This is a genomic window from uncultured Sphingomonas sp. (genome assembly GCF_964243315.1).
GTDB lineage: Bacteria > Pseudomonadota > Alphaproteobacteria > Sphingomonadales > Sphingomonadaceae > Sphingomonas.
Window position 1 is genome coordinate 41,886 of the sequence record NZ_CAXTEM010000014.1, and the last position, 16,671, is coordinate 58,556.

Consider the following 16,671-nt stretch of genomic DNA (forward strand, 5'->3'; position numbering starts at 1 on the left):
CGGCGAAGGCCGGGGCCCAGTTGGGAGACGTAACTTGGTAAGCGCTGCACGCCGTTACATCTGCCTTTCCACCTGGGCCCCGGCCTCCGCCGGGGTGGTGCTTGGTAGATTGGCTTCGCGTTCGAGTAGCGAGACATGATTCTCGCCATCACCGGCGGCACCGGCTTCGTCGGTAGCCACCTGATCGACCGCGCCCTCGCCGCCGGCCACCAGGTCCGCGCCCTCACCCGCCGCACCCAGCCGCCGCGCGACGGCGTCATCTGGATCGAGGGCGACCTCGCCACACCCGGCTCACTCGCCCAGGGCGCCGACGCGGTGATCCACGTCGCCGGCATCGTCAACGCTCCCGACCGCGCCGGCCTCGCGGCCGGAAACGTCGACGGCACCCGCACGATCCTGGCCGCTGCCACAGAGGCCGACGTGCGACGGTTCATCCACGTATCGTCGCTGTCCGCGCGCGAACCCCAGCTATCGGACTATGGTTGGTCGAAGCGCGAGGCGGAACAGCTCGTCGAAGCCAGCGCGCTAACCTGGACCATCGTCCGCCCGACCGCGATCTACGGCCCCGGCGACATGGAGATGCGCGACCTGTTCCGCGCCGCGAAGCTCGGCCTCGCCTTTCTCCCTCCACCCGGCCTGATGTCGGCGGTGGAGGTGAGTGACCTCGCGCGCCTCCTGCTGATCCTCGCCCAACGCCCGGATGGTGGCGATACCTACGAGGTGGACGACGGTCGCGCCTGGACGCATGTCGAGTTCGCCCGCGCACTGGGCGCGGCGGTCGGCCGTCCGGTACTGCCGCTCCATTTGCCGAAGCCACTGATGCGGCTCGGCGCCAGGATCGACCGGCTGATCCGCGGCGACAAGGCGAAGCTGACCCCCGACCGCGTCGGCTATCTCTGCCATCCCGACTGGTCGGCCGCACCCGATCGACGCCCGCCCGCCGCGTTGTGGGCGCCGCTGATCGACACCCCGGCGGGGCTCGCCGCGACCGCGCGATGGTATCGCGCTCATGCTTTGCTATAGCCTCGCCGTACCGCCGCCGCATTTGGCTGCCAACCGGATGACCCCATGAGCGACCGTCAACAGATCTTCGACACCGTCACCGCGCAGATCGCGCCCTTCAACAAGAAGGGCGTCGCGCTGACCGACGCCACCACCTTCCAGGGCGATCTCGAATGGGACAGCCTGACGGTGATGGATTTCGTCGCCGCGATCGAGGACGAGTTTGACATCATCATCACGATGAACATGCAGGCGGAGATCGAGACGGTCGGCCAGCTCGTCGACGCGGTCGCGAAACTGAAGCAAGACTAAGCCCCACCCCGTTCGTCCTGAGTAGCCATTGAGCGAAGTCGAAATGGCGTATCGAGGGACAGGTGGTTCGATACGGCGCTTCGGCTACGCTCAGCGCCTACTCACCACGAACGGAATATTTGGATCGACAGCATGACCGAAGCCGCCACCACCGCCCATGCACTGCCGATCGATCCGCCGGTGATCGCGCCCGAACGCGACCTGATGTCGAAATTCGACGGCCTCATCGCCGAACGCAAGGCGTTGATCGACACCGGCGTCACCGACCCCTTCGCGATCGTGATGGAACAGGTGAAGTCGCCGACGGAGGCGGTGATCAAGGGCCGCGACACGATCCTGCTCGGCACCTACAACTACATGGGCATGACGTTCGACCCCGACGTCATTGCGGCGGGCAAGAACGCGCTCGACCGGTTTGGCTCCGGCACCAACGGCAGCCGCATGCTCAACGGCACTTTCGCAGATCACATGGACGTCGAACAGGCGCTCCGTGAATTCTACGACGTGTCCGGCGCGATCGTGTTCTCGACGGGCTACATGGCCAATCTCGGGATGATCTCGACGCTGGTCGGCAAGGGCGAATACGTCATCCTCGACGCCGACAGCCATGCCTCGATCTATGACGGCTGCCAGCAGGGCAATGCCGAGATCGTCCGCTTCCGCCACAATTCGGTCGAGGATCTCGACAAAAGGCTCGGTCGCCTGCCCAAGGAGCCCGCCAAGCTGGTCGTGCTCGAAGGCGTCTATTCGATGCTTGGCGACATCGCACCGTTGAAGGAGATGGTCGCGGTCGCCAAGAAGCACGGCGCGATGGTACTCAGCGACGAAGCGCATTCGATGGGCCTCTTCGGCGAGCACGGCCGCGGCGTGTACGAAGCGGCCGGGCTTGGCGACGACGTCGATTTCGTGGTCGGCACCTTCTCCAAGTCGGTCGGCACCGTCGGCGGCTTCTGCGTGTCGAACCACCCGAAGTTCGAGGCGATCCGCCTTGCCTGCCGCGCCTATATCTTCACCGCGAGCCTGCCGCCTTCGGTGGTCGCAACCGCCGCGGCATCGATCCGCAAGCTGATGCATGCCGACGCGAAGCGCGCGCAACTGTGGAAGAATGCCCGCCGGCTGCATGGCGGCCTGCGCGAGATGGGCTTCAAGCTTGGCACCGAGACGCCCGACAGCGCGATCATCGCGGTGATCCTCGACGACCAGGAACAGGCGGTCGCGATGTGGCAGTCGCTGCTGGAGGGCGGGCTCTACGTCAACATGGCACGCCCGCCCGCGACCCCCGCCGGCACCTTCCTGCTGCGCTGCTCGCTCTGCGCTGAACATACCGACGAGCAGATCGGCCGCGTCATTGAGATGTTCCGTGCCGCCGGCACCGCGATCGGCGTCCTCGGCTGAGCATCCGCACCTTAACTATCCGTCAACCATGTTGCGGCACGATCGCTTCATGATCGACCGGCCTGCCTTCTCGGAACGCCCAGTCTCGGCCCGGCGCATCCGATTTGCGCCGTCCGGTCGATGAGCTATACCGGTACGGTGACGCAGGAAGAGGCCGACGGGACGGCCCATGGCGGCCTAGCCCCCTGGCGCACCATCATGCTGGTCGTGATGGGGCTGCTTGCGGTCGCGGTCCTGGTGGGTCTGCTGATTACGCTGAGCGGCGCCAACCGTCAGCGTGACCGCGCGCTCGAACTTCAGGCCCATAGCTATGACGTGATGATCCTCGCGCGGACCTTGTCCGGCACGATCGCGCGGTCGGAGGCGTCATTGGGGCGTTACGTGATCTCCGCCGATCGATCGCTGGGGCAGGTGTATTTCGATCAGTGGCGCCTTGCGGCCTCGCAGATCACCCGGCTCGACAACATCACCGAAGACAACCCCGCGCAGCAAGAACCGATCGACGCATTGCGCGACGCCTACGAAGCCCGCGGTCGCGAACTCTCGCTCACAGCGCTCAGCACCTATTACCACAAGAACGACCAAGCGCTGTCGCGCTATTATCTGGCGCGCAAGGCGCCATCGCTCAAACGCATCGACGGGCTGCTCGACGAGATCATCGATCATGAGCGCGAACTGCTCGATAAGCGCACCGCGACGGCGATGCGGACGGTCAACCAGTCGAGCCGGATCGCGGGCGTGCTGGCGGTGTTCGGCATCCTGCTGGTGCTCGGCGCGATCCTGCTCGGCTGGTTGACGATTCGCGCGGTAGAGGAACGTGCGAATGCGCGTGCCGACGCCGACGCCGCGCACGCCCGCGCCGACGAACTGTCCGCCGCCGTCACCGAAGCGACCGACGAACTGCGCGTCCAGGAACGCAAGCTGCGCCAGGTCCAGAAGATGGAAGCGGTCGGCCAGCTGACCGGGGGCATCGCGCACGACTTCAACAACATGCTGGCGGTCGTGCTCGGCGGGCTCGAGCTTGCCCGACGCTCGATCGACACCGATCCCGCAGCCGCCGCGCGTCACCTCGACAATGCGACCGAAGGCGCGAACCGCGCTGCGGCGCTGACCCGCCGGCTGCTCGCGTTCAGCCGCGAGGATTCGTTGAAACCCGAGCCGATCGGCGCGGCGGCGTTGGTGACGGGCATGTCGGAACTGCTCGACCGCACGCTCGGCGACGAGGTCACGATCCTGACCGAAGACCGCGCTCAGGGCTGGCGGGTCCGCGCCGACCGCGTCCAGCTGGAGAATGCGATCCTCAACCTGGCCGTCAACGCGCGCGACGCGATGAACGGCCGCGGCACGCTGACGATCGCGACCGGAACGATATTGCTCGGCAAGGACGCAGTGGGGCAATGTGCCGCCGGCGAATACGTCACCATCGCGGTCACCGACAATGGCTGCGGCATGACTGCCGAAGTGGTCGAGCGAGTCTACGAGCCGTTCTTCACGACCAAGGCGGTGGGCCAGGGCACCGGGCTCGGCCTCAGCCAGATCTTCGCCCTGGTCCGCCAGTTGGAGGGCGAGATCGCGATCCGCACCGCGCCCGATCAGGGCACCACGGTGACGCTGTACCTGCCGCGTGACGACGATCCCCAAACGGTCAGCGACATCGTCTCGATCGCGCCTGTCGCGCCCGGCCCGACCGCGCGGCTGACCGTGCTGGTGGTCGAGGACGATCCGCGGGTGATGGCCGCCGCACTGGGCGCGCTGGAGGAACTCGGCCATGTCGGCATCCCCTGCGACGATCCCTTCGCGGCGGAGTCGCTGCTCGAACGGCATAGCGGTATCGACCTGATCCTGTCCGACGTGCTGATGCCGGGGCAGACCGGGCCGGAGATGATCGCGCAATTGTCGCCGCGTTTCCCGCACGTCGCGGTACTGTTCGTCACCGGCTTCGCGGGCGACGTCAACGCTGCCGAATTCGTCGACCACGACGTTCTGCGCAAGCCGTTTACGCTGTCGGCACTGGAGCGCGCGGTCGCCGATGCGATGGCGCGCGACCGTCCGGCCGCGCCCGAACAGATCGCCGCCGAATAGACGCGGGGACGCGTCCGAAATAGAAGCTGACGACCCTTCGCGTCCCGCCTATAGCCCGTGGCTCCCCAGCCGCCGAGCCGATCCTTCATGCAATCCATCGACCGCTACATGGCCCGGCTGATCGCGTTGCCGCTGTTCGCGACGCTGATCATCTCGGCGATGCTGCTGGTGCTCGATCGCATGCTCCGGCTGTTCGAATTCGTCGCCACCGAGGGCGGGCCGGTGAGCGTGGTGTGGCGGATGCTGGCCAATCTGTTGCCCGAATATCTCGGCCTGGGCATTCCGATCGGGCTGATGCTCGGCGTCCTGCTCGCCTTCCGGCGGCTCGCGACCACCTCGGAGCTCGACGTGATGCGCGGCGTTGGGATGAGCTACGGGCGACTGTTGCGCGTGCCCTATATGTACGCGATCGCGCTCGCGATCGCGAACCTGCTCATCGTCGGCTATCTCCAGCCGATCTCGCGCTATTATTACGAGAATTTGCGGTTCGAGCTGCGCACCGGGGCGCTGGGCGCGTCGATCAAGGTCGGCGAGTTCACGCATCTCGGCGACCGGATGACGCTGCGAATCGAACAGAGCCGCGACAAGGGCCGAGATCTCACCGGCATCTTCGTCCATGCGCTGACCGCCAAGGGCGACTGGATCGGGGTCACCGCCGAACGCGGACGGTTCCTCGCCACCGACGATCCCAATGTCATCATCTTCCGGCTGACCAACGGCACGCTGATCCATAACAACGCCGCCTTCAAGGCGCCACGGGTGCTGACCTTCAGCGCGCACGATCTGCCGATCAATCTGCCCAAGTTCGAAAGCTTCCGGCAGCGCGGTGGCCGCAACCTCGAATACACGTTGCCCGAACTCGCCCGACAGGGGCAGCATGCGGCAACCGTCGAACAGCGCGACAGCAGCCGATCCGAATTCCATTTCCGCGTGGCGGAGGTCGCGACGATGTTCTTGCTGCCGATGCTCGCACTCGCCCTCGGCGTTCCGCCCAAACGCTCTTCCTCCGCCCTCGGCGTCTTCCTCGCGATCGTGATGATCGTCACCTACTTCAAGATCAACCAATATGCCGCCGGGATAGGCGAAGCCGGCAAGGTCGATCCGCTGATCGCGCTTTGGGTGCCGTTCGCACTGTTCGCGGCGCTCGTGCTGTGGATGTACTACACCATCGCCTATGTGCCGGGCGGGCAGCCGATCGGCGCGCTCGAGCGAACCTTCTCGCGCATCGCCAAGGCGATAACCAATCGCCTGCCCGGCAGGCGCCGCCGCGTGGAGAGTGGCGCATGAGCACCGTCGGTTTCTTTCCCTCGCGCACCGTCGCCTTCTACATGGCGCGGCTGTTCCTGGTGCGCACCTTCGCGATCCTTGGCGGGCTGGTGCTGGTGCTGCTCGCCCTCAACCTGTTGAGCGAATCGGGCAATATTCTCGCTCAGCCCGGCAACGGCGACGCGCAGGTGTGGCGCTACGTATCGCTGCGCGGGCCCGAGCTGATCGCGTTCGGCCTGCCCTATTCGGTGCTGCTCGGCACGATCCTGACGCTCATCACGATGAACCAGAATAGCGAGATCATCGCGCTGAAGGCATCCGGCATGTCCGCGCACCAGGTGCTCGCCCCGCTGCTCGTCGCCAGCCTCGGCGTCGCGGTCCTGAGTTTCGCGTTCAACGACCGGGTCGTGTCGCGCGCCACCGCGACGCTGACCCAGTGGAACAAGGTCGACTACGGACCGCTGCCGATCGATCGCGGCGATCGCTCCAATGTCTGGGTGCGCGACGGCGACGACCTGATCGAGGTCGGGCAGATTCGCGGCCGCGGCAATGCTGCGTTGCTCGGTGCGGTGACGGTCTATGATCGGGCCGGCGGCAGTCTGGTCGGCATCATCCGCGCCGATCGCGGTCGGCGCGACGGCGACGGATGGAGGATCGAGCCTGCCACCCGCTTCGACGTCGCCAAGGGTACGCTGACCCCGCTCGGCTCGGTCGTGATCGGCCGCGGGGTTCGTCCCGATCAGTTCACGCTGGCGAGCGTCGATGCCGACGGCCTGTCGTTCGGTGCGTTGAAGGCGGCGATCGACGACCTCTCCGAATCCGGGCGGCCTACCGCCGCGCTCGAAGGCGCCTTGTGGCACAAGCTGTCAAGCCCGTTGTCGTCGGTGCTGATGCCGCTCCTCGGTGCGGTCGCAGCGTTCGGGATCGCGCGGTCGGGCAAGCTGTTCATCCGCGCCGTCATCGGTATGGCGCTCGGCTTTCTATACTTCGTCGCCGACAATTTCGCGCTCGCGATGGGCAGCCTCGGCGCCTATCCACCCTTCCTCGCCGCTTGGGCGCCGTTCCTGCTGTTCCTGCTGATCGGCGAAGCAGTGCTGTTCCGCACGGAGGAATAAACGGCCGGGTTCTGCTAACCCTAGCGCCGAGAGACCATCGTGCTGCGCGCGATCCGCGCGACGAGGCCAGGCAACCCCGGATAGCTCGCCTGATGGTAGGGCGAGATCGCATCCAGCGCCGCAGACAACCGGCGATGCGCCTCGCCCAGCGCATGATACGGTACGCTCGGCAGCAGGTGGTGAAGCGCATGATAGCGCAGGCCGACCGGCGCCCACAGCATCGGCAGCAGCGCCGGCGGCGGCACGTTGACGGTGTCAAGATACTGCGCCGTGACGCTCATCGACTCGCCCTCATTCTCCCACAGATGCGCGACCAGCGTGCGTACCTGGTTCACCACCGCGACACCGGCAGCGACCGCGAGGAAGATCAGGAACGCCCGCAGCGGCACCACACCCGATGCGACCAGAACCAGCAAAGTGATCGCCCACAGGCTAGCGGCGGCCTCGATCCGGTTCCACTGTGTGCGGAAAGCGCCCTCCGGCATGCGGCGGCGGAACGACGGGTTGATCGCCAGCGCCGAGAATCGCTCGACCACGACGCGCCGCAGCCCGGGGATCACCACCGACAAGGGCGACAAGACCGCATAGCGGATCAGCAGCCCGATCGGCGCCAGCGCGGAGATCACGATGAACAGCGGCAGCGTCCATGGCTTCATCAGCGCGAGCGGCAGATACTCCGGATCCTCGGCGGTGCCATAACGCGTCTTCGCATGGTGGAGGTTGTGCACCCCCTCGTACATGAAGGACGGGGTCAGCATCGGCACACCGATCAGCGCGTTCCAGCCGCTGCGGAAACCCGGCAGCGATGCGTGCTTCACATGCGTCAGTTCATGGATGAAGCTGATGCCACGGTACAGCGCCAACATCGACACCAACCCAGCAACGATCGCCAGCGCGGTCGACGATGCCAGGATCGCCACCGCAAGACCGCCCCAGCCGACCAACGCGGACGCGACCAGATCGGCCCAGTAGATAGCAGGCTTGGCCGCAGTCAGATCCCGCGTCAGTTCGACGGCGGTGCGCAGCATCGCCTTGTCGTCGGCAACCAGATGCGTCGCGACCTTGGCACGCGGCGTAGCCGCCGCCGTACGATCGAGGGTAAGAATGGTATCCATATTCGTCGCCATTGCACTGAGATAGTGGCGATACGGTGGCTTTAACAGGTCGTCGACGCGCGCCCGGCGCGTGGAAAGGCCACTCGCTATGATCGACTGCGGCGGTTAGGAACCGCGCTTGGCAGTTGGACGACGACGATGGCAGCACCCCTGACGATCCGCCCGGTCACCACGAAGCGCGATCGCGTAGCGTTCATCGATCTTCCGTTCCGCCTCTATGCCGACGATCCGAATTGGGTGCCGCCGTTGCGGGGCGAGGCGCTCGGGTTGATCGATCCCGCAAAGAACGGCTGGTTCAGCCATGCCGAGGCGCAGTTGTTCCTCGCCTGGGAGGACAAGCGCGTCGTCGGGCGGATCTCCGCGCATATCGACACCCTCGCGCTGACGATGCCCGCCGCGCAGGGTTTCGGCCCCGGGGTCGGCCAATGGGGCCTGATGGAAGCAGAGCGCGAGGACGTGTTCCGCGCCTTGCTCGCCGCGGCCGAGGAATGGCTGCGCAAGCGTGGCATGGTCCGCGCGCTGGGCCCGATCAGCATGTCGATCTGGGAAGAACCCGGCTTGCTCGTAGAGGGCTTCGATCACCCGCCGACGATCATGATGGGCCATGCGAAGCCCGACTATCGCGGCTGGATCGAGGCGGCGGACTATCGTCAGGTCAAGAAGCTGCTGACCTACGACCTCGACATCACCGGTGACTTCCCGCCCATCGTCAAGCGCATCATCCAGTCGGGCGAGCGCAATCCGCGCATCGTCATCCGTGAAGTCGACAAGCGCCGGTTCGACGAGGAAGCCGCGATCATCCTCGCCATCCTCAACGACGCCTGGTCGGACAATTGGGGGTTCGTCCCCCTCACCCCGCCCGAGATTCGCGACGTCGGCGTCAAGTTGAAGCCGATCGTGTTCAACGACCTCATCCGCATCGCCGAGGTCGACGGCAGGCCGGTCGCCTTCATGATCACGCTACCCGACCTCAACGAAGCGATCGCGCCGCTGAAGGGTAATCTGCTGCCGTTCGGCTGGGCCAAGCTGCTGCTCTGGCTGCGCAAGCCGAAGGTGCGGACGATGCGCGTACCCTTGATGGGCGTGCTGAAGGAGCTGCAATCGTCGCGCATGGCGAGCCAGCTGGCCTTCATGATGATCGAATACATCAAGCGCGCATCGGTCGAAAGATACGGCGCGACCCGCAGCGAGATCGGATGGATCCTCGAGGACAACCAAGGCATGCGATCGATCGCCGAGACGATCGATAGCAAGGTGAACAAGGTCTACCTGATCTACGAACGGACACTGTAGGCATCGCGTCCGCACCCGGCTGCGCGGGTGCGGACGATGCGCGGTCACTTCGCCAACGGATCGACGCCGTGCTTCAGCCATTCGGCGCGCGTCTTGCAGATCCGCCGCGGAATACGCGAGCCGGTGATCTCGCCCACATCGCAATACCGGACGTTCTGCTGCGGGGATGCAGTTACTGGCGCAGGAGCAGCCGAGGCAGTCGGCTCCGGGCGATCAGCCGCAAGCGCGGGGGTGCCGAGCAGGATCGCTGCGACGGCGGTCATTGGTAGAAGGGCCTTGATCATCGTCTCTCTCCATTCGATCTCAGGCGACAATCGCGCCTGCATGTGTAGCACTGCATTATGCATGCCAAACACCTGAACGGTGGAAGATCAATGAGATAGCAAGGCGGTGTGATGTCCGCATTTGGCCACTCACCAAGAAGTTGGCCGGATTCCCGATCGGTTGGCGCAACGAACCAACCGTGCTTGCGCTTAGAACCGGCGGGACAGCCCCGCATAGAGCCGCGCCCCGGGCGCGCTGTGGTTCAGGCCCGCGACGCAGCCAGCGTCGACCTGAAAGTCGTCGTTTGCCATCCAAGCAAGCGACAGCGCCGCGAAGGTCTGGGTCGATCGGCCGCTGGGATCCTGGTCGCGCAGCGCCTGCACCTCCCCGGTCGCCGACAGCGTCTTCGTGAACGGCACTTCGACGCCGGCGACGGCGCTGTACGCCAGATGCCGGCCGCTGCCGTCCTCGTCGACTGCCGCGTCGACCTCCGGGGTGAGTTGCACGTTCACGCCGCCCGCCAGATCATAGCTCAGCGGCGCGAGCAGCCCCGCGCCCCAGTCACCCGCGCCGATCGGCGAGCGCCCGACCGGCAACGTTGCGAATGGCTGGACCGCGAAGGAGAAGCCGCTGCCGTCCGGATGAGCGAGGTTCGCCTTCAGCCCGAGATACGCGTCGCCGACCGCGGTGCTGCGATCGGTCGTGCCCGTCATCTTGTCGCGCTCGCGGGCGATGCCGACCGGGGTCCAGCCGGCGATGCCCTCAATCGTGTCCGCCAAGCCGACGCGGACGACGGTGTCGCCGAACAGGCTGGTGTCGGACCGCTGGTCCGCGCCCTCGTCGCGCTCCCAATCGGCGATGCTGGTCTCGACCGAGACGCGGCCGGGCGCGATGGTGCAAGCCGGCGTGCCGAGGCCGGGCCGCGCCGGACAGTAATCGCGTTCCTGCGCCGCCGCCGGCGCCGCGAGCGCCAGGGCGAGCACGACCGCGGCGATCTTCAACGCAACCTCACCCAGGTCGGTGCATGATCGCTGGCGCGCTCGCGGCCACGATACTCCTTGTCGACGCCCGCATCGACCAACCGATCCGCGGCCTGCGGGCTGAGCAGCAGATGATCGATCCGAAACCCCGCATCGCGCTGCCACGCGCCAGCCTGATAGTCCCAGAAGGTCCACACACGCCCGGTCGGATGCCGGGTGCGGAGCGCATCGGTCCAGCCCTGCGCGAGCAACCGCCGATACGCGGCGCGGCTCTCGGGCTGCATCAACGCGTCCTCGGCCATCGCCCGCACCGAGAAGGTGTCGTCGTCATTGGCGATGACGTTGTAATCGCCCATCAGCACCGCGGGCACTTCCTCCGCCAGCAGCGCCCGCGCGCGGTCGGCGAGGCGATTGAACCAGCGCAGCTTATAATCGAACTTGGGCCCCGGCCGCGGATTGCCGTTGGGCAGGTATATCGACGCGACCACCAGGCCGTCGACCTCGGCCTCAAGATAGCGGCTGTGATCGTCCTCGTCCTCGCCCGCCAGACCACGTTGCCGCTCGATCGGCGCGCGACTGCGCGCGAGGACCGCAACGCCGTTCCAGCTCTTCTGCCCGTGCCATACCGCGCCGTAACCCGCCGCCTCGATCTCCGCGATCGGGAAGGTCTCGTCGCTCGCCTTCAACTCCTGAAGGCACACGATCTCGGGCTGCTGTTCGGTGAGGTACTCGATCAGCCGCGGTAGCCGGGCCTTGATCCCGTTGACGTTGTAGGTGACGAGCTTCACTAGATCGCGAAGCTGGAACCGCAGCCGCATCCGCTAGCGGCATTCGGATTTTCGACCTTGAACGCCGCGCCGCCAAGGGACTCGACATAATCGACCGCGCAGCCGCGAACCAGATCGAGGCTGACGCTATCGACCACCAGCCGGACGCCGTCCGTCTCGGCGATCGTGTCGTCGGTTTCCACCGCGTCGGCGAACCCGAACTTATACTGAAAGCCCGAACATCCGCCGCCGTCGACCGACAGCCGCAGGATCGCCGGCTTGCCTTGCTTGGTGGCGATCGCCGCGACGCGTGCCGCGGCGGAGGGCGTCAACGCGATGTCTGAAGCGAGTGTTGCCATGCGGCTCAGATAGGCGCTGGAGCCGCGCTCGGCAACCGAGCGCGGCGTGGCGATCAATCCTGCGCGGCGGGGCCGTCGGTCGACACAGGGATGGCGTGCACCGCGCGGTCCTGTGCGGCCAGCAGGTAATCCGCGGTCGTCAGGAACGGGATCGGGTTGACCGCGTGGCCGTCGATCCGGACTTCATAATGGAGATGCGGCCCTGTCGAGCGGCCGGTCGACCCCATCAGCGCGATCAACTGACCGCGGGTGACGCGCGCGCCGTCGGCGACGAGGATCTTCGACAGATGGCCGTAACGAGTTGAGATACCCTTGCCGTGGTTGATCTCGACCATGTTGCCGTAACCACCCTGGCGCGCGGCGTGGCTGATCATGCCGTCGGCGGTCGCGTAGATCGGCGTGCCGGTCGGGCCGGGAATGTCTACGCCGGCATGCATCGCCGCGGTGCCGCGGAACGGATCGGAGCGGATGCCGAAATTGCTGGTGAACAGCAGCTTCTGAACCGGCTGGACCGAGGGGATGGCGATGCCGCCGCGCGGCCCGAAATCGAGCTTCTTCCAGCTCTGGAACAAGGTGCGGAACTGGCTGTCGGCCTTCAGGTCGGCAGCCGCTTCGGCGCTGCTCGCCTCGACCAACATGCCACCGACGGCGGTGCCGCGCTTCGCGATCTTGGCGGTGCCGGGGGTCGATGCGACCGGCTGCTCCAGCCGCTCGGCGGCGAGAGCAGGTCCTGCGAGAGCGACGCTCAGCGTTGCTGCGATCGCAAGACCGATCGACGTCAAATTCCGGGCAATGCTGATCATCGGACCCCAACACTATGCGCCACATCCGACCGGCGGATGCGAACTCGTAAACTCCGTCCTAATTCGCAGCCCCACCGCGTATCAGACGCTCATCTTGTGGGCGGATCGCGCGTTCGTCCGCAATAGCGTGACGGCCTTCGCGCGCCGGATGGACGTGGCACCGCGCCGAGCCGTTGAATTCGTCGCTCTACCGACGATCGATCGACGGAACCAACCCGGCCAAGTGTTTACAAGGTCTTGACGGTGTCCAGCACAGCGGCGGCGTGGCCGGGTACTTTGACCTTGCGCCACGCGCGCGTCAGCGTGCCGTCGGCGGCGAACAGGAAGGTCGCGCGCTCGATGCCCATATAGGTCCGGCCGTACATCGATTTCTCGCCCCAGACTCCGAACGAATCGCAAACGCTGCCGTCCACATCGCTACCGAGAGCGACGCCGAGTCCATGCTTGGCGCCGAACTTCGCGTGGCTCGCCGGCGTGTCCTTGGAGATCCCGATCACCGATGCGCCGGCCGCTGCGAAATCCGCCGCGAGTGCGGTAAAATCCTGCGCCTCGCGGGTGCAGCCCGGGGTGTCGTCCTTCGGATAGAAATACACCACCAACGGCCGCGGCAGATCCCGCAACTGCGCCGGCGTGCCGTCCACGGTGGTCACCGCCACGTCGGGGATCGTCGCACCGTCATCCATCCGTCTCTCCCGTCATCGAGTCCCAGCACCGCGCGACCTCCTGCCGAGTGGCCGCCAAGGTGGCAAGCACCTCCTCCCAATCCGCGGCGGCGAGCGCCCGCGCGATCAGCCCGCGAGTCGCCGGTGCGGGCTCGGCGGCATCGGGCGCGACGAGCCGCAGCGTCACCAGCAACCGCGTCAGGAAATCATGCGCCGTGATCAGCGAAGGCGGCACCAGCCCCTCCTCCGCCAACAGGGCGATCGCGCGGCCGAGGTTCGCGTCAAACCCCGCACGCCCGACCAGTTGCGCGACATGCACCGTGAATTCGAGATCGACGAGCCCGCCGGGCAGCAGCTTCGCATCCAGCGGCCCGGTCGGCGGCTTGTGTGCGGCCATGTCGGCGCGCATCTGCCGCGCATCGGCGCACACATCCCGCTCGCGCCGGTCCCCCTGCAGCACCGCGGCGATCACCTCCTCGGCCGAAGCGCGCGCCTGCGCCGACCCGAACACCACGCGCGCCCGCGCCAGCGCCATATGCTCCCACGTCCAGGCGTCCTCGCGCTGATACCGGGCGAACGAATCGAGCGACACCACCAGCGGCCCCTGCGTGCCCGACGGCCGCAGTCGCGTATCGATCTCGTAGAGGGGACCCGCCGCGGTCGCGACCGACAGCGCCGCGGTCACGCGCTGCGCGAGCCGGGTGAAATATAGCGTCGCGCCGAGCGGCTTGGCCCCGTCGGACGTGCCGTGGAAATCGCCCGTGAACAGATAGACGAGGTCGAGGTCCGATGCGTTCGTCAGTGCCCCGCCACCGAGCCGCCCGAAGGCGAGGATGAGCAGTTCGCTCCCCGGCACCGTCCCATGTAATTGCGCGAAGGCGTCGATCGTCGCCCGCGCCAGCACCTCGATCGCGGCATCAGCGACCCGAGCGTAGCCGGCGGAAACCGCGAGCGGATCGGCGACCCCCGCGACGATCTGCGCTCCCAGCGCGAACCGCTTCTCGCCCACCACCCGCCGGACATGATCGAGCCGCGACTGGTAATCGGCGACGTCACCGCCGCGCATCTCCGCCGCCAGCCGGTCGGCCGCGGGCATCTCGTCGAACGCCGATGAGTCGATCAGTCCATCGAGCAGATCGGCGCGCCGCCCCAGCGCCTCGGCGAGCGGCGGCGCATGGCTGAGGATCGCGACGAGCAGCGTCGCCAGCGCCGGTCGCGCCTCGAGCAGTCGAAAGAAGTTGATCGCGCTCGGCAGCCGTTCGAGCATGATGTCGAAGCGCAGCAGCGCCGCCGCGGGATCGGGCGCGGCCGCGAACGCGGGCATCACCACCGGCAGCACCGCCTCCAGCGCCTCGCGCGCTGCCGGACTGCGCAGCGCCGGATAGCGCCCGCTCCGCCACGCGGCGAGCCGCTGCGCGGCACCTGCGCTGTCGGCGAACCCGGTCGCGACCAGCGCATTGCCGAGCGCGGCGGTGTCGTGCGGCAGGCCGAACGGGCGTCCTTCGTCGAGCGCGTCGTAGATCTTGCCCGCGGTCGCCACCGGCTCCGCCAGCAGCGCGAGCAGCGCCGCCCCGTCCGACAACCCCTGCAACCGCGCCACCCGGTCGAGCGACTCGCCCTCGGGCAGGACATGGGTCTGGCGATCGTCGATCATCTGCACGCGATGTTCGATCGTCCGCAGCAGTGCATAGGAACGGGTGAGCGCGCCCGCCTCCTCCGCCCCGATCCACCCGGCCGCCGCGAGCCGCGCGAGCGCGTCGCGGGTCGCCGGCGCACGCAAGGACGGATCGCGCCCGCCATGAATCAATTGGTGGATCTGCGCGAAGAATTCGGCTTCCCGGATCCCGCCCCTGCCCCGCTTGAGGTCGAAGCCCGGACCGAAGACCTGCCCGCCATGATGGTCGCGGATCCGTCGCGAGATCGCGCGGATCTCGCCGATCGCGCCGAAATCGAGCCCCCGCCGCCACACGAACGGACGTACCGCATCGAGGAACGCCTCGCCGAGCGCGATATCCCCTGCTGCGGCCCGAGCACGGATATAGGCGGCGCGTTCCCAGGCGAGCGCCTGCGACTCGTAATAACCGATGGCCGCGTCCACCGGCAGCACGATCGGCGTGACCTCGGGCGACGGCCGCAGTCGCAGATCGACCCGCAGCACATAACCGTCGCCGTCGCGCGCCTGGAGCAGCTCGACTGCACGGCGCCCGATCCGCACCGCCGCCTCGACCGGCTCCTCCTTCGCGCGACGCGGCAACGTCGCGGGATCGAAGACCAGGATCGGATCGATGTCGGACGAATAATTGAGCTCGTGACTGCCCTGTTTGCCGAGCGCGATCGCGGCGAAACCGGTCGGTTCGGCACCGGGCGTGCGTTCGCCGATCGCGGTGCGGATCGCGAGATCGAGCGCGTAATCGGCGAAGTCGCTCAGCGCGCGCGTCACCGCGGTCAGGTCCAGCTCGCCCGCGAGATCGCCGATCGCAACGGTCAGCGCCAGCGCGCGGCGGTCGAGCCGCAGGCGTCGCGCCACCGAGGGTTCGTCCTCCGCATTCCGCCTGCCGAGATCGATATCGCCTGCCGCCAGCCGCTCCACCGACAGCGGTTCGCGCTGCATCAGCATCGCCAGGAAAGGCGCGTTGGCACGGGCGCGACCGATCGCCTCAACCATCTTTTCCGGCGACACGGAGCGAATCACGACCGGCACCGTCCCATTGTCGGGCGTTCGCAGGCGCAGCGCGACGAAACGTTTCCCATCGACGCTCGTTTAACCCGAATGAACGATATCGACCATCTCAGCGGACCAGCCGGCGGCGAGCAGATGGTTCGCCGTCCGCGCGCTACCGATGCCGTTGGGCGTGCGCTGCGCGGTGTGTTCGCCACGCAGCAGCTACCCACGGACATGATGCTGTTGATCGCACGGCTGGATACGCGCCCTCACTGACCGGTTCCCGCACCGGCGCGAACGCCGGCTGCGTCGTTCAGCGACCGCGGCTCAGTTCCTCGACGTCGCCCATGATCTGATCGAGCGCGGTCTTGTTGACATCGGTCTCGTGATCGCGCCGCGATGGTAGCGACCCGTCGCTCATCAGGGTCTCCAACGCGACGCGGCCGCGCGCCACGCGGCTCTTGATCGTGCCGACCGCCACCTGACAGATCTCCGCCGCTTCTTCATAGGCGAAGCCGCCCGCGCCGACGAGGATCAGTGCCTCGCGCTGCGGCTGCGGCAGGTGCATCAGCGCCCGCTGCATGTCGCCGAGTT

At 67.1% G+C, this 16,671-nt stretch carries 16 protein-coding genes and 1 pseudogene; 8 read left to right on the forward strand and 9 right to left on the reverse strand.

The genetic code is table 11. The annotated features are described in order from the left end of the window. Positions 1-135: 135 nt before the first annotated feature. From ACFE77_RS06760 to lptG, 6 genes are all read left to right on the forward strand, one after another. Complete coding sequence (locus tag ACFE77_RS06760) at positions 136-1,023, forward strand: NAD-dependent epimerase/dehydratase family protein (RefSeq protein ID WP_375420867.1); 888 nt, start codon at positions 136-138, stop codon at positions 1,021-1,023. A 45-nt stretch (positions 1,024-1,068) separates the two neighbouring features. Beyond that, complete coding sequence (locus tag ACFE77_RS06765) at positions 1,069-1,314, forward strand: acyl carrier protein (RefSeq protein ID WP_375420868.1); 246 nt, start codon at positions 1,069-1,071, stop codon at positions 1,312-1,314. 132 nt (positions 1,315-1,446) lie between these two features. Beyond that, on the forward strand, positions 1,447-2,709 hold the full coding sequence (locus tag ACFE77_RS06770; RefSeq protein WP_375420869.1) for an aminotransferase class I/II-fold pyridoxal phosphate-dependent enzyme: 1,263 nt from the start codon (positions 1,447-1,449) through the stop codon (positions 2,707-2,709). 120 nt (positions 2,710-2,829) lie between these two features. Beyond that, a complete protein-coding gene (locus ACFE77_RS06775; RefSeq protein ID WP_375420870.1) occupies positions 2,830-4,791 on the forward strand; it encodes an ATP-binding protein in 1,962 nt (653 codons plus the stop codon). 87 nt (positions 4,792-4,878) lie between these two features. After that, entirely contained in the window at positions 4,879-6,078 is a 1,200-nt protein-coding gene (lptF, locus tag ACFE77_RS06780) for an LPS export ABC transporter permease LptF (RefSeq protein WP_375420871.1), read from the forward strand. Beyond that, the gene (gene lptG / locus ACFE77_RS06785) at positions 6,075-7,172 is read left to right on the forward strand and encodes an LPS export ABC transporter permease LptG (protein WP_375420872.1); all 1,098 of its coding nucleotides are present in this window, start codon (positions 6,075-6,077) and stop codon (positions 7,170-7,172) included. Before lptF ends, lptG begins: the two co-directional genes overlap by 4 nt. A 20-nt stretch (positions 7,173-7,192) precedes the next feature. Here the strand turns inward: lptG and ACFE77_RS06790 are convergent, their stop codons facing one another. Further along, the gene (locus ACFE77_RS06790) at positions 7,193-8,287 is read right to left on the reverse strand and encodes a fatty acid desaturase family protein (protein WP_375420873.1); all 1,095 of its coding nucleotides are present in this window, start codon (positions 8,285-8,287) and stop codon (positions 7,193-7,195) included. Between the two features lie 138 nt (positions 8,288-8,425). Here ACFE77_RS06790 and ACFE77_RS06795 point away from each other — a divergent pair, with 138 nt between their 5' ends. After that, positions 8,426-9,580 carry an N-acetyltransferase gene (locus ACFE77_RS06795; protein WP_375420874.1) on the forward strand — a complete coding sequence of 385 codons (1,155 nt, stop codon included), beginning with the start codon at positions 8,426-8,428 and terminating at the stop codon, positions 9,578-9,580. 44 nt (positions 9,581-9,624) lie between these two features. On the opposite strand, the gene ACFE77_RS06800 is transcribed toward ACFE77_RS06795, so the two are convergent. The 7 genes and pseudogenes from ACFE77_RS06800 to ACFE77_RS06830 all read right to left on the reverse strand — a co-directional run bounded on the left by ACFE77_RS06800 (position 9,625) and on the right by ACFE77_RS06830 (position 16,080). Beyond that, entirely contained in the window at positions 9,625-9,864 is a 240-nt protein-coding gene (locus ACFE77_RS06800) for a hypothetical protein (RefSeq protein WP_375420875.1), read from the reverse strand. 189 nt (positions 9,865-10,053) lie between these two features. Beyond that, positions 10,054-10,845, reverse strand: a complete 792-nt coding sequence (locus tag ACFE77_RS06805) for a transporter (protein WP_375420876.1) — start codon at positions 10,843-10,845, stop codon at positions 10,054-10,056. Further along, positions 10,842-11,642, reverse strand: a complete 801-nt coding sequence (xth, locus tag ACFE77_RS06810) for an exodeoxyribonuclease III (protein ID WP_375420877.1) — start codon at positions 11,640-11,642, stop codon at positions 10,842-10,844. Before xth ends, ACFE77_RS06805 begins: the two co-directional genes overlap by 4 nt. Next, positions 11,612-11,950: an iron-sulfur cluster insertion protein ErpA gene (erpA, locus tag ACFE77_RS06815; RefSeq protein ID WP_375420878.1), complete on the reverse strand. Its 339-nt coding sequence runs from the start codon at positions 11,948-11,950 to the stop codon at positions 11,612-11,614. The genes xth and erpA overlap by 31 nt, the downstream gene beginning before the upstream one ends. Before the next feature lie 53 nt (positions 11,951-12,003). After that, positions 12,004-12,669, reverse strand: a pseudogene (locus ACFE77_RS06820) (M23 family metallopeptidase); the annotation flags it as partial. 311 nt (positions 12,670-12,980) lie between these two features. After that, positions 12,981-13,436 carry a peroxiredoxin gene (locus ACFE77_RS06825; protein ID WP_375420879.1) on the reverse strand — a complete coding sequence of 152 codons (456 nt, stop codon included), beginning with the start codon at positions 13,434-13,436 and terminating at the stop codon, positions 12,981-12,983. Beyond that, positions 13,429-16,080: a bifunctional [glutamine synthetase] adenylyltransferase/[glutamine synthetase]-adenylyl-L-tyrosine phosphorylase gene (locus ACFE77_RS06830; protein WP_375420884.1), complete on the reverse strand. Its 2,652-nt coding sequence runs from the start codon at positions 16,078-16,080 to the stop codon at positions 13,429-13,431. The genes ACFE77_RS06825 and ACFE77_RS06830 overlap by 8 nt, the downstream gene beginning before the upstream one ends. A 105-nt stretch (positions 16,081-16,185) precedes the next feature. Between ACFE77_RS06830 and ACFE77_RS06835 the strand changes: the two genes are divergently transcribed. Next, the gene (locus ACFE77_RS06835; protein ID WP_375420880.1) at positions 16,186-16,353 is read left to right on the forward strand and encodes a hypothetical protein; all 168 of its coding nucleotides are present in this window, start codon (positions 16,186-16,188) and stop codon (positions 16,351-16,353) included. A 37-nt stretch (positions 16,354-16,390) separates the two neighbouring features. Here the strand turns inward: ACFE77_RS06835 and ACFE77_RS06840 are convergent. Continuing rightward, a partial coding sequence (locus tag ACFE77_RS06840; RefSeq protein ID WP_375420881.1) for a sigma factor-like helix-turn-helix DNA-binding protein occupies positions 16,391-16,671 on the reverse strand: 281 nt, incomplete at its 5' end.

Excerpts from the sequence above, each read along its gene's own strand:
- ACFE77_RS06760 (WP_375420867.1), top strand. The coding sequence starts at position 136 with ATGATTCTCGCCATCACCGGCGGCACCGGCTTCGTCGGTAGCCACCTG.
- erpA (WP_375420878.1), bottom strand. The coding sequence starts at position 11,950 with ATGGCAACACTCGCTTCAGACATCGCGTTGACGCCCTCCGCCGCGGCA.
- ACFE77_RS06770 (WP_375420869.1), top strand. The coding sequence starts at position 1,447 with ATGACCGAAGCCGCCACCACCGCCCATGCACTGCCGATCGATCCGCCG.
- ACFE77_RS06825 (WP_375420879.1), bottom strand. The coding sequence starts at position 13,436 with ATGGATGACGGTGCGACGATCCCCGACGTGGCGGTGACCACCGTGGAC.
- ACFE77_RS06835 (WP_375420880.1), top strand. The coding sequence starts at position 16,186 with ATGAACGATATCGACCATCTCAGCGGACCAGCCGGCGGCGAGCAGATG.
- ACFE77_RS06775 (WP_375420870.1), top strand. The coding sequence starts at position 2,830 with ATGAGCTATACCGGTACGGTGACGCAGGAAGAGGCCGACGGGACGGCC.
- ACFE77_RS06830 (WP_375420884.1), bottom strand. The coding sequence starts at position 16,080 with ATGGTTGAGGCGATCGGTCGCGCCCGTGCCAACGCGCCTTTCCTGGCG.
- ACFE77_RS06795 (WP_375420874.1), top strand. The coding sequence starts at position 8,426 with ATGGCAGCACCCCTGACGATCCGCCCGGTCACCACGAAGCGCGATCGC.
- lptF (WP_375420871.1), top strand. The coding sequence starts at position 4,879 with ATGCAATCCATCGACCGCTACATGGCCCGGCTGATCGCGTTGCCGCTG.
- lptG (WP_375420872.1), top strand. The coding sequence starts at position 6,075 with ATGAGCACCGTCGGTTTCTTTCCCTCGCGCACCGTCGCCTTCTACATG.
- xth (WP_375420877.1), bottom strand. The coding sequence starts at position 11,642 with ATGCGGCTGCGGTTCCAGCTTCGCGATCTAGTGAAGCTCGTCACCTAC.
- ACFE77_RS06790 (WP_375420873.1), bottom strand. The coding sequence starts at position 8,287 with ATGGATACCATTCTTACCCTCGATCGTACGGCGGCGGCTACGCCGCGT.
- ACFE77_RS06800 (WP_375420875.1), bottom strand. The coding sequence starts at position 9,864 with ATGATCAAGGCCCTTCTACCAATGACCGCCGTCGCAGCGATCCTGCTC.
- ACFE77_RS06765 (WP_375420868.1), top strand. The coding sequence starts at position 1,069 with ATGAGCGACCGTCAACAGATCTTCGACACCGTCACCGCGCAGATCGCG.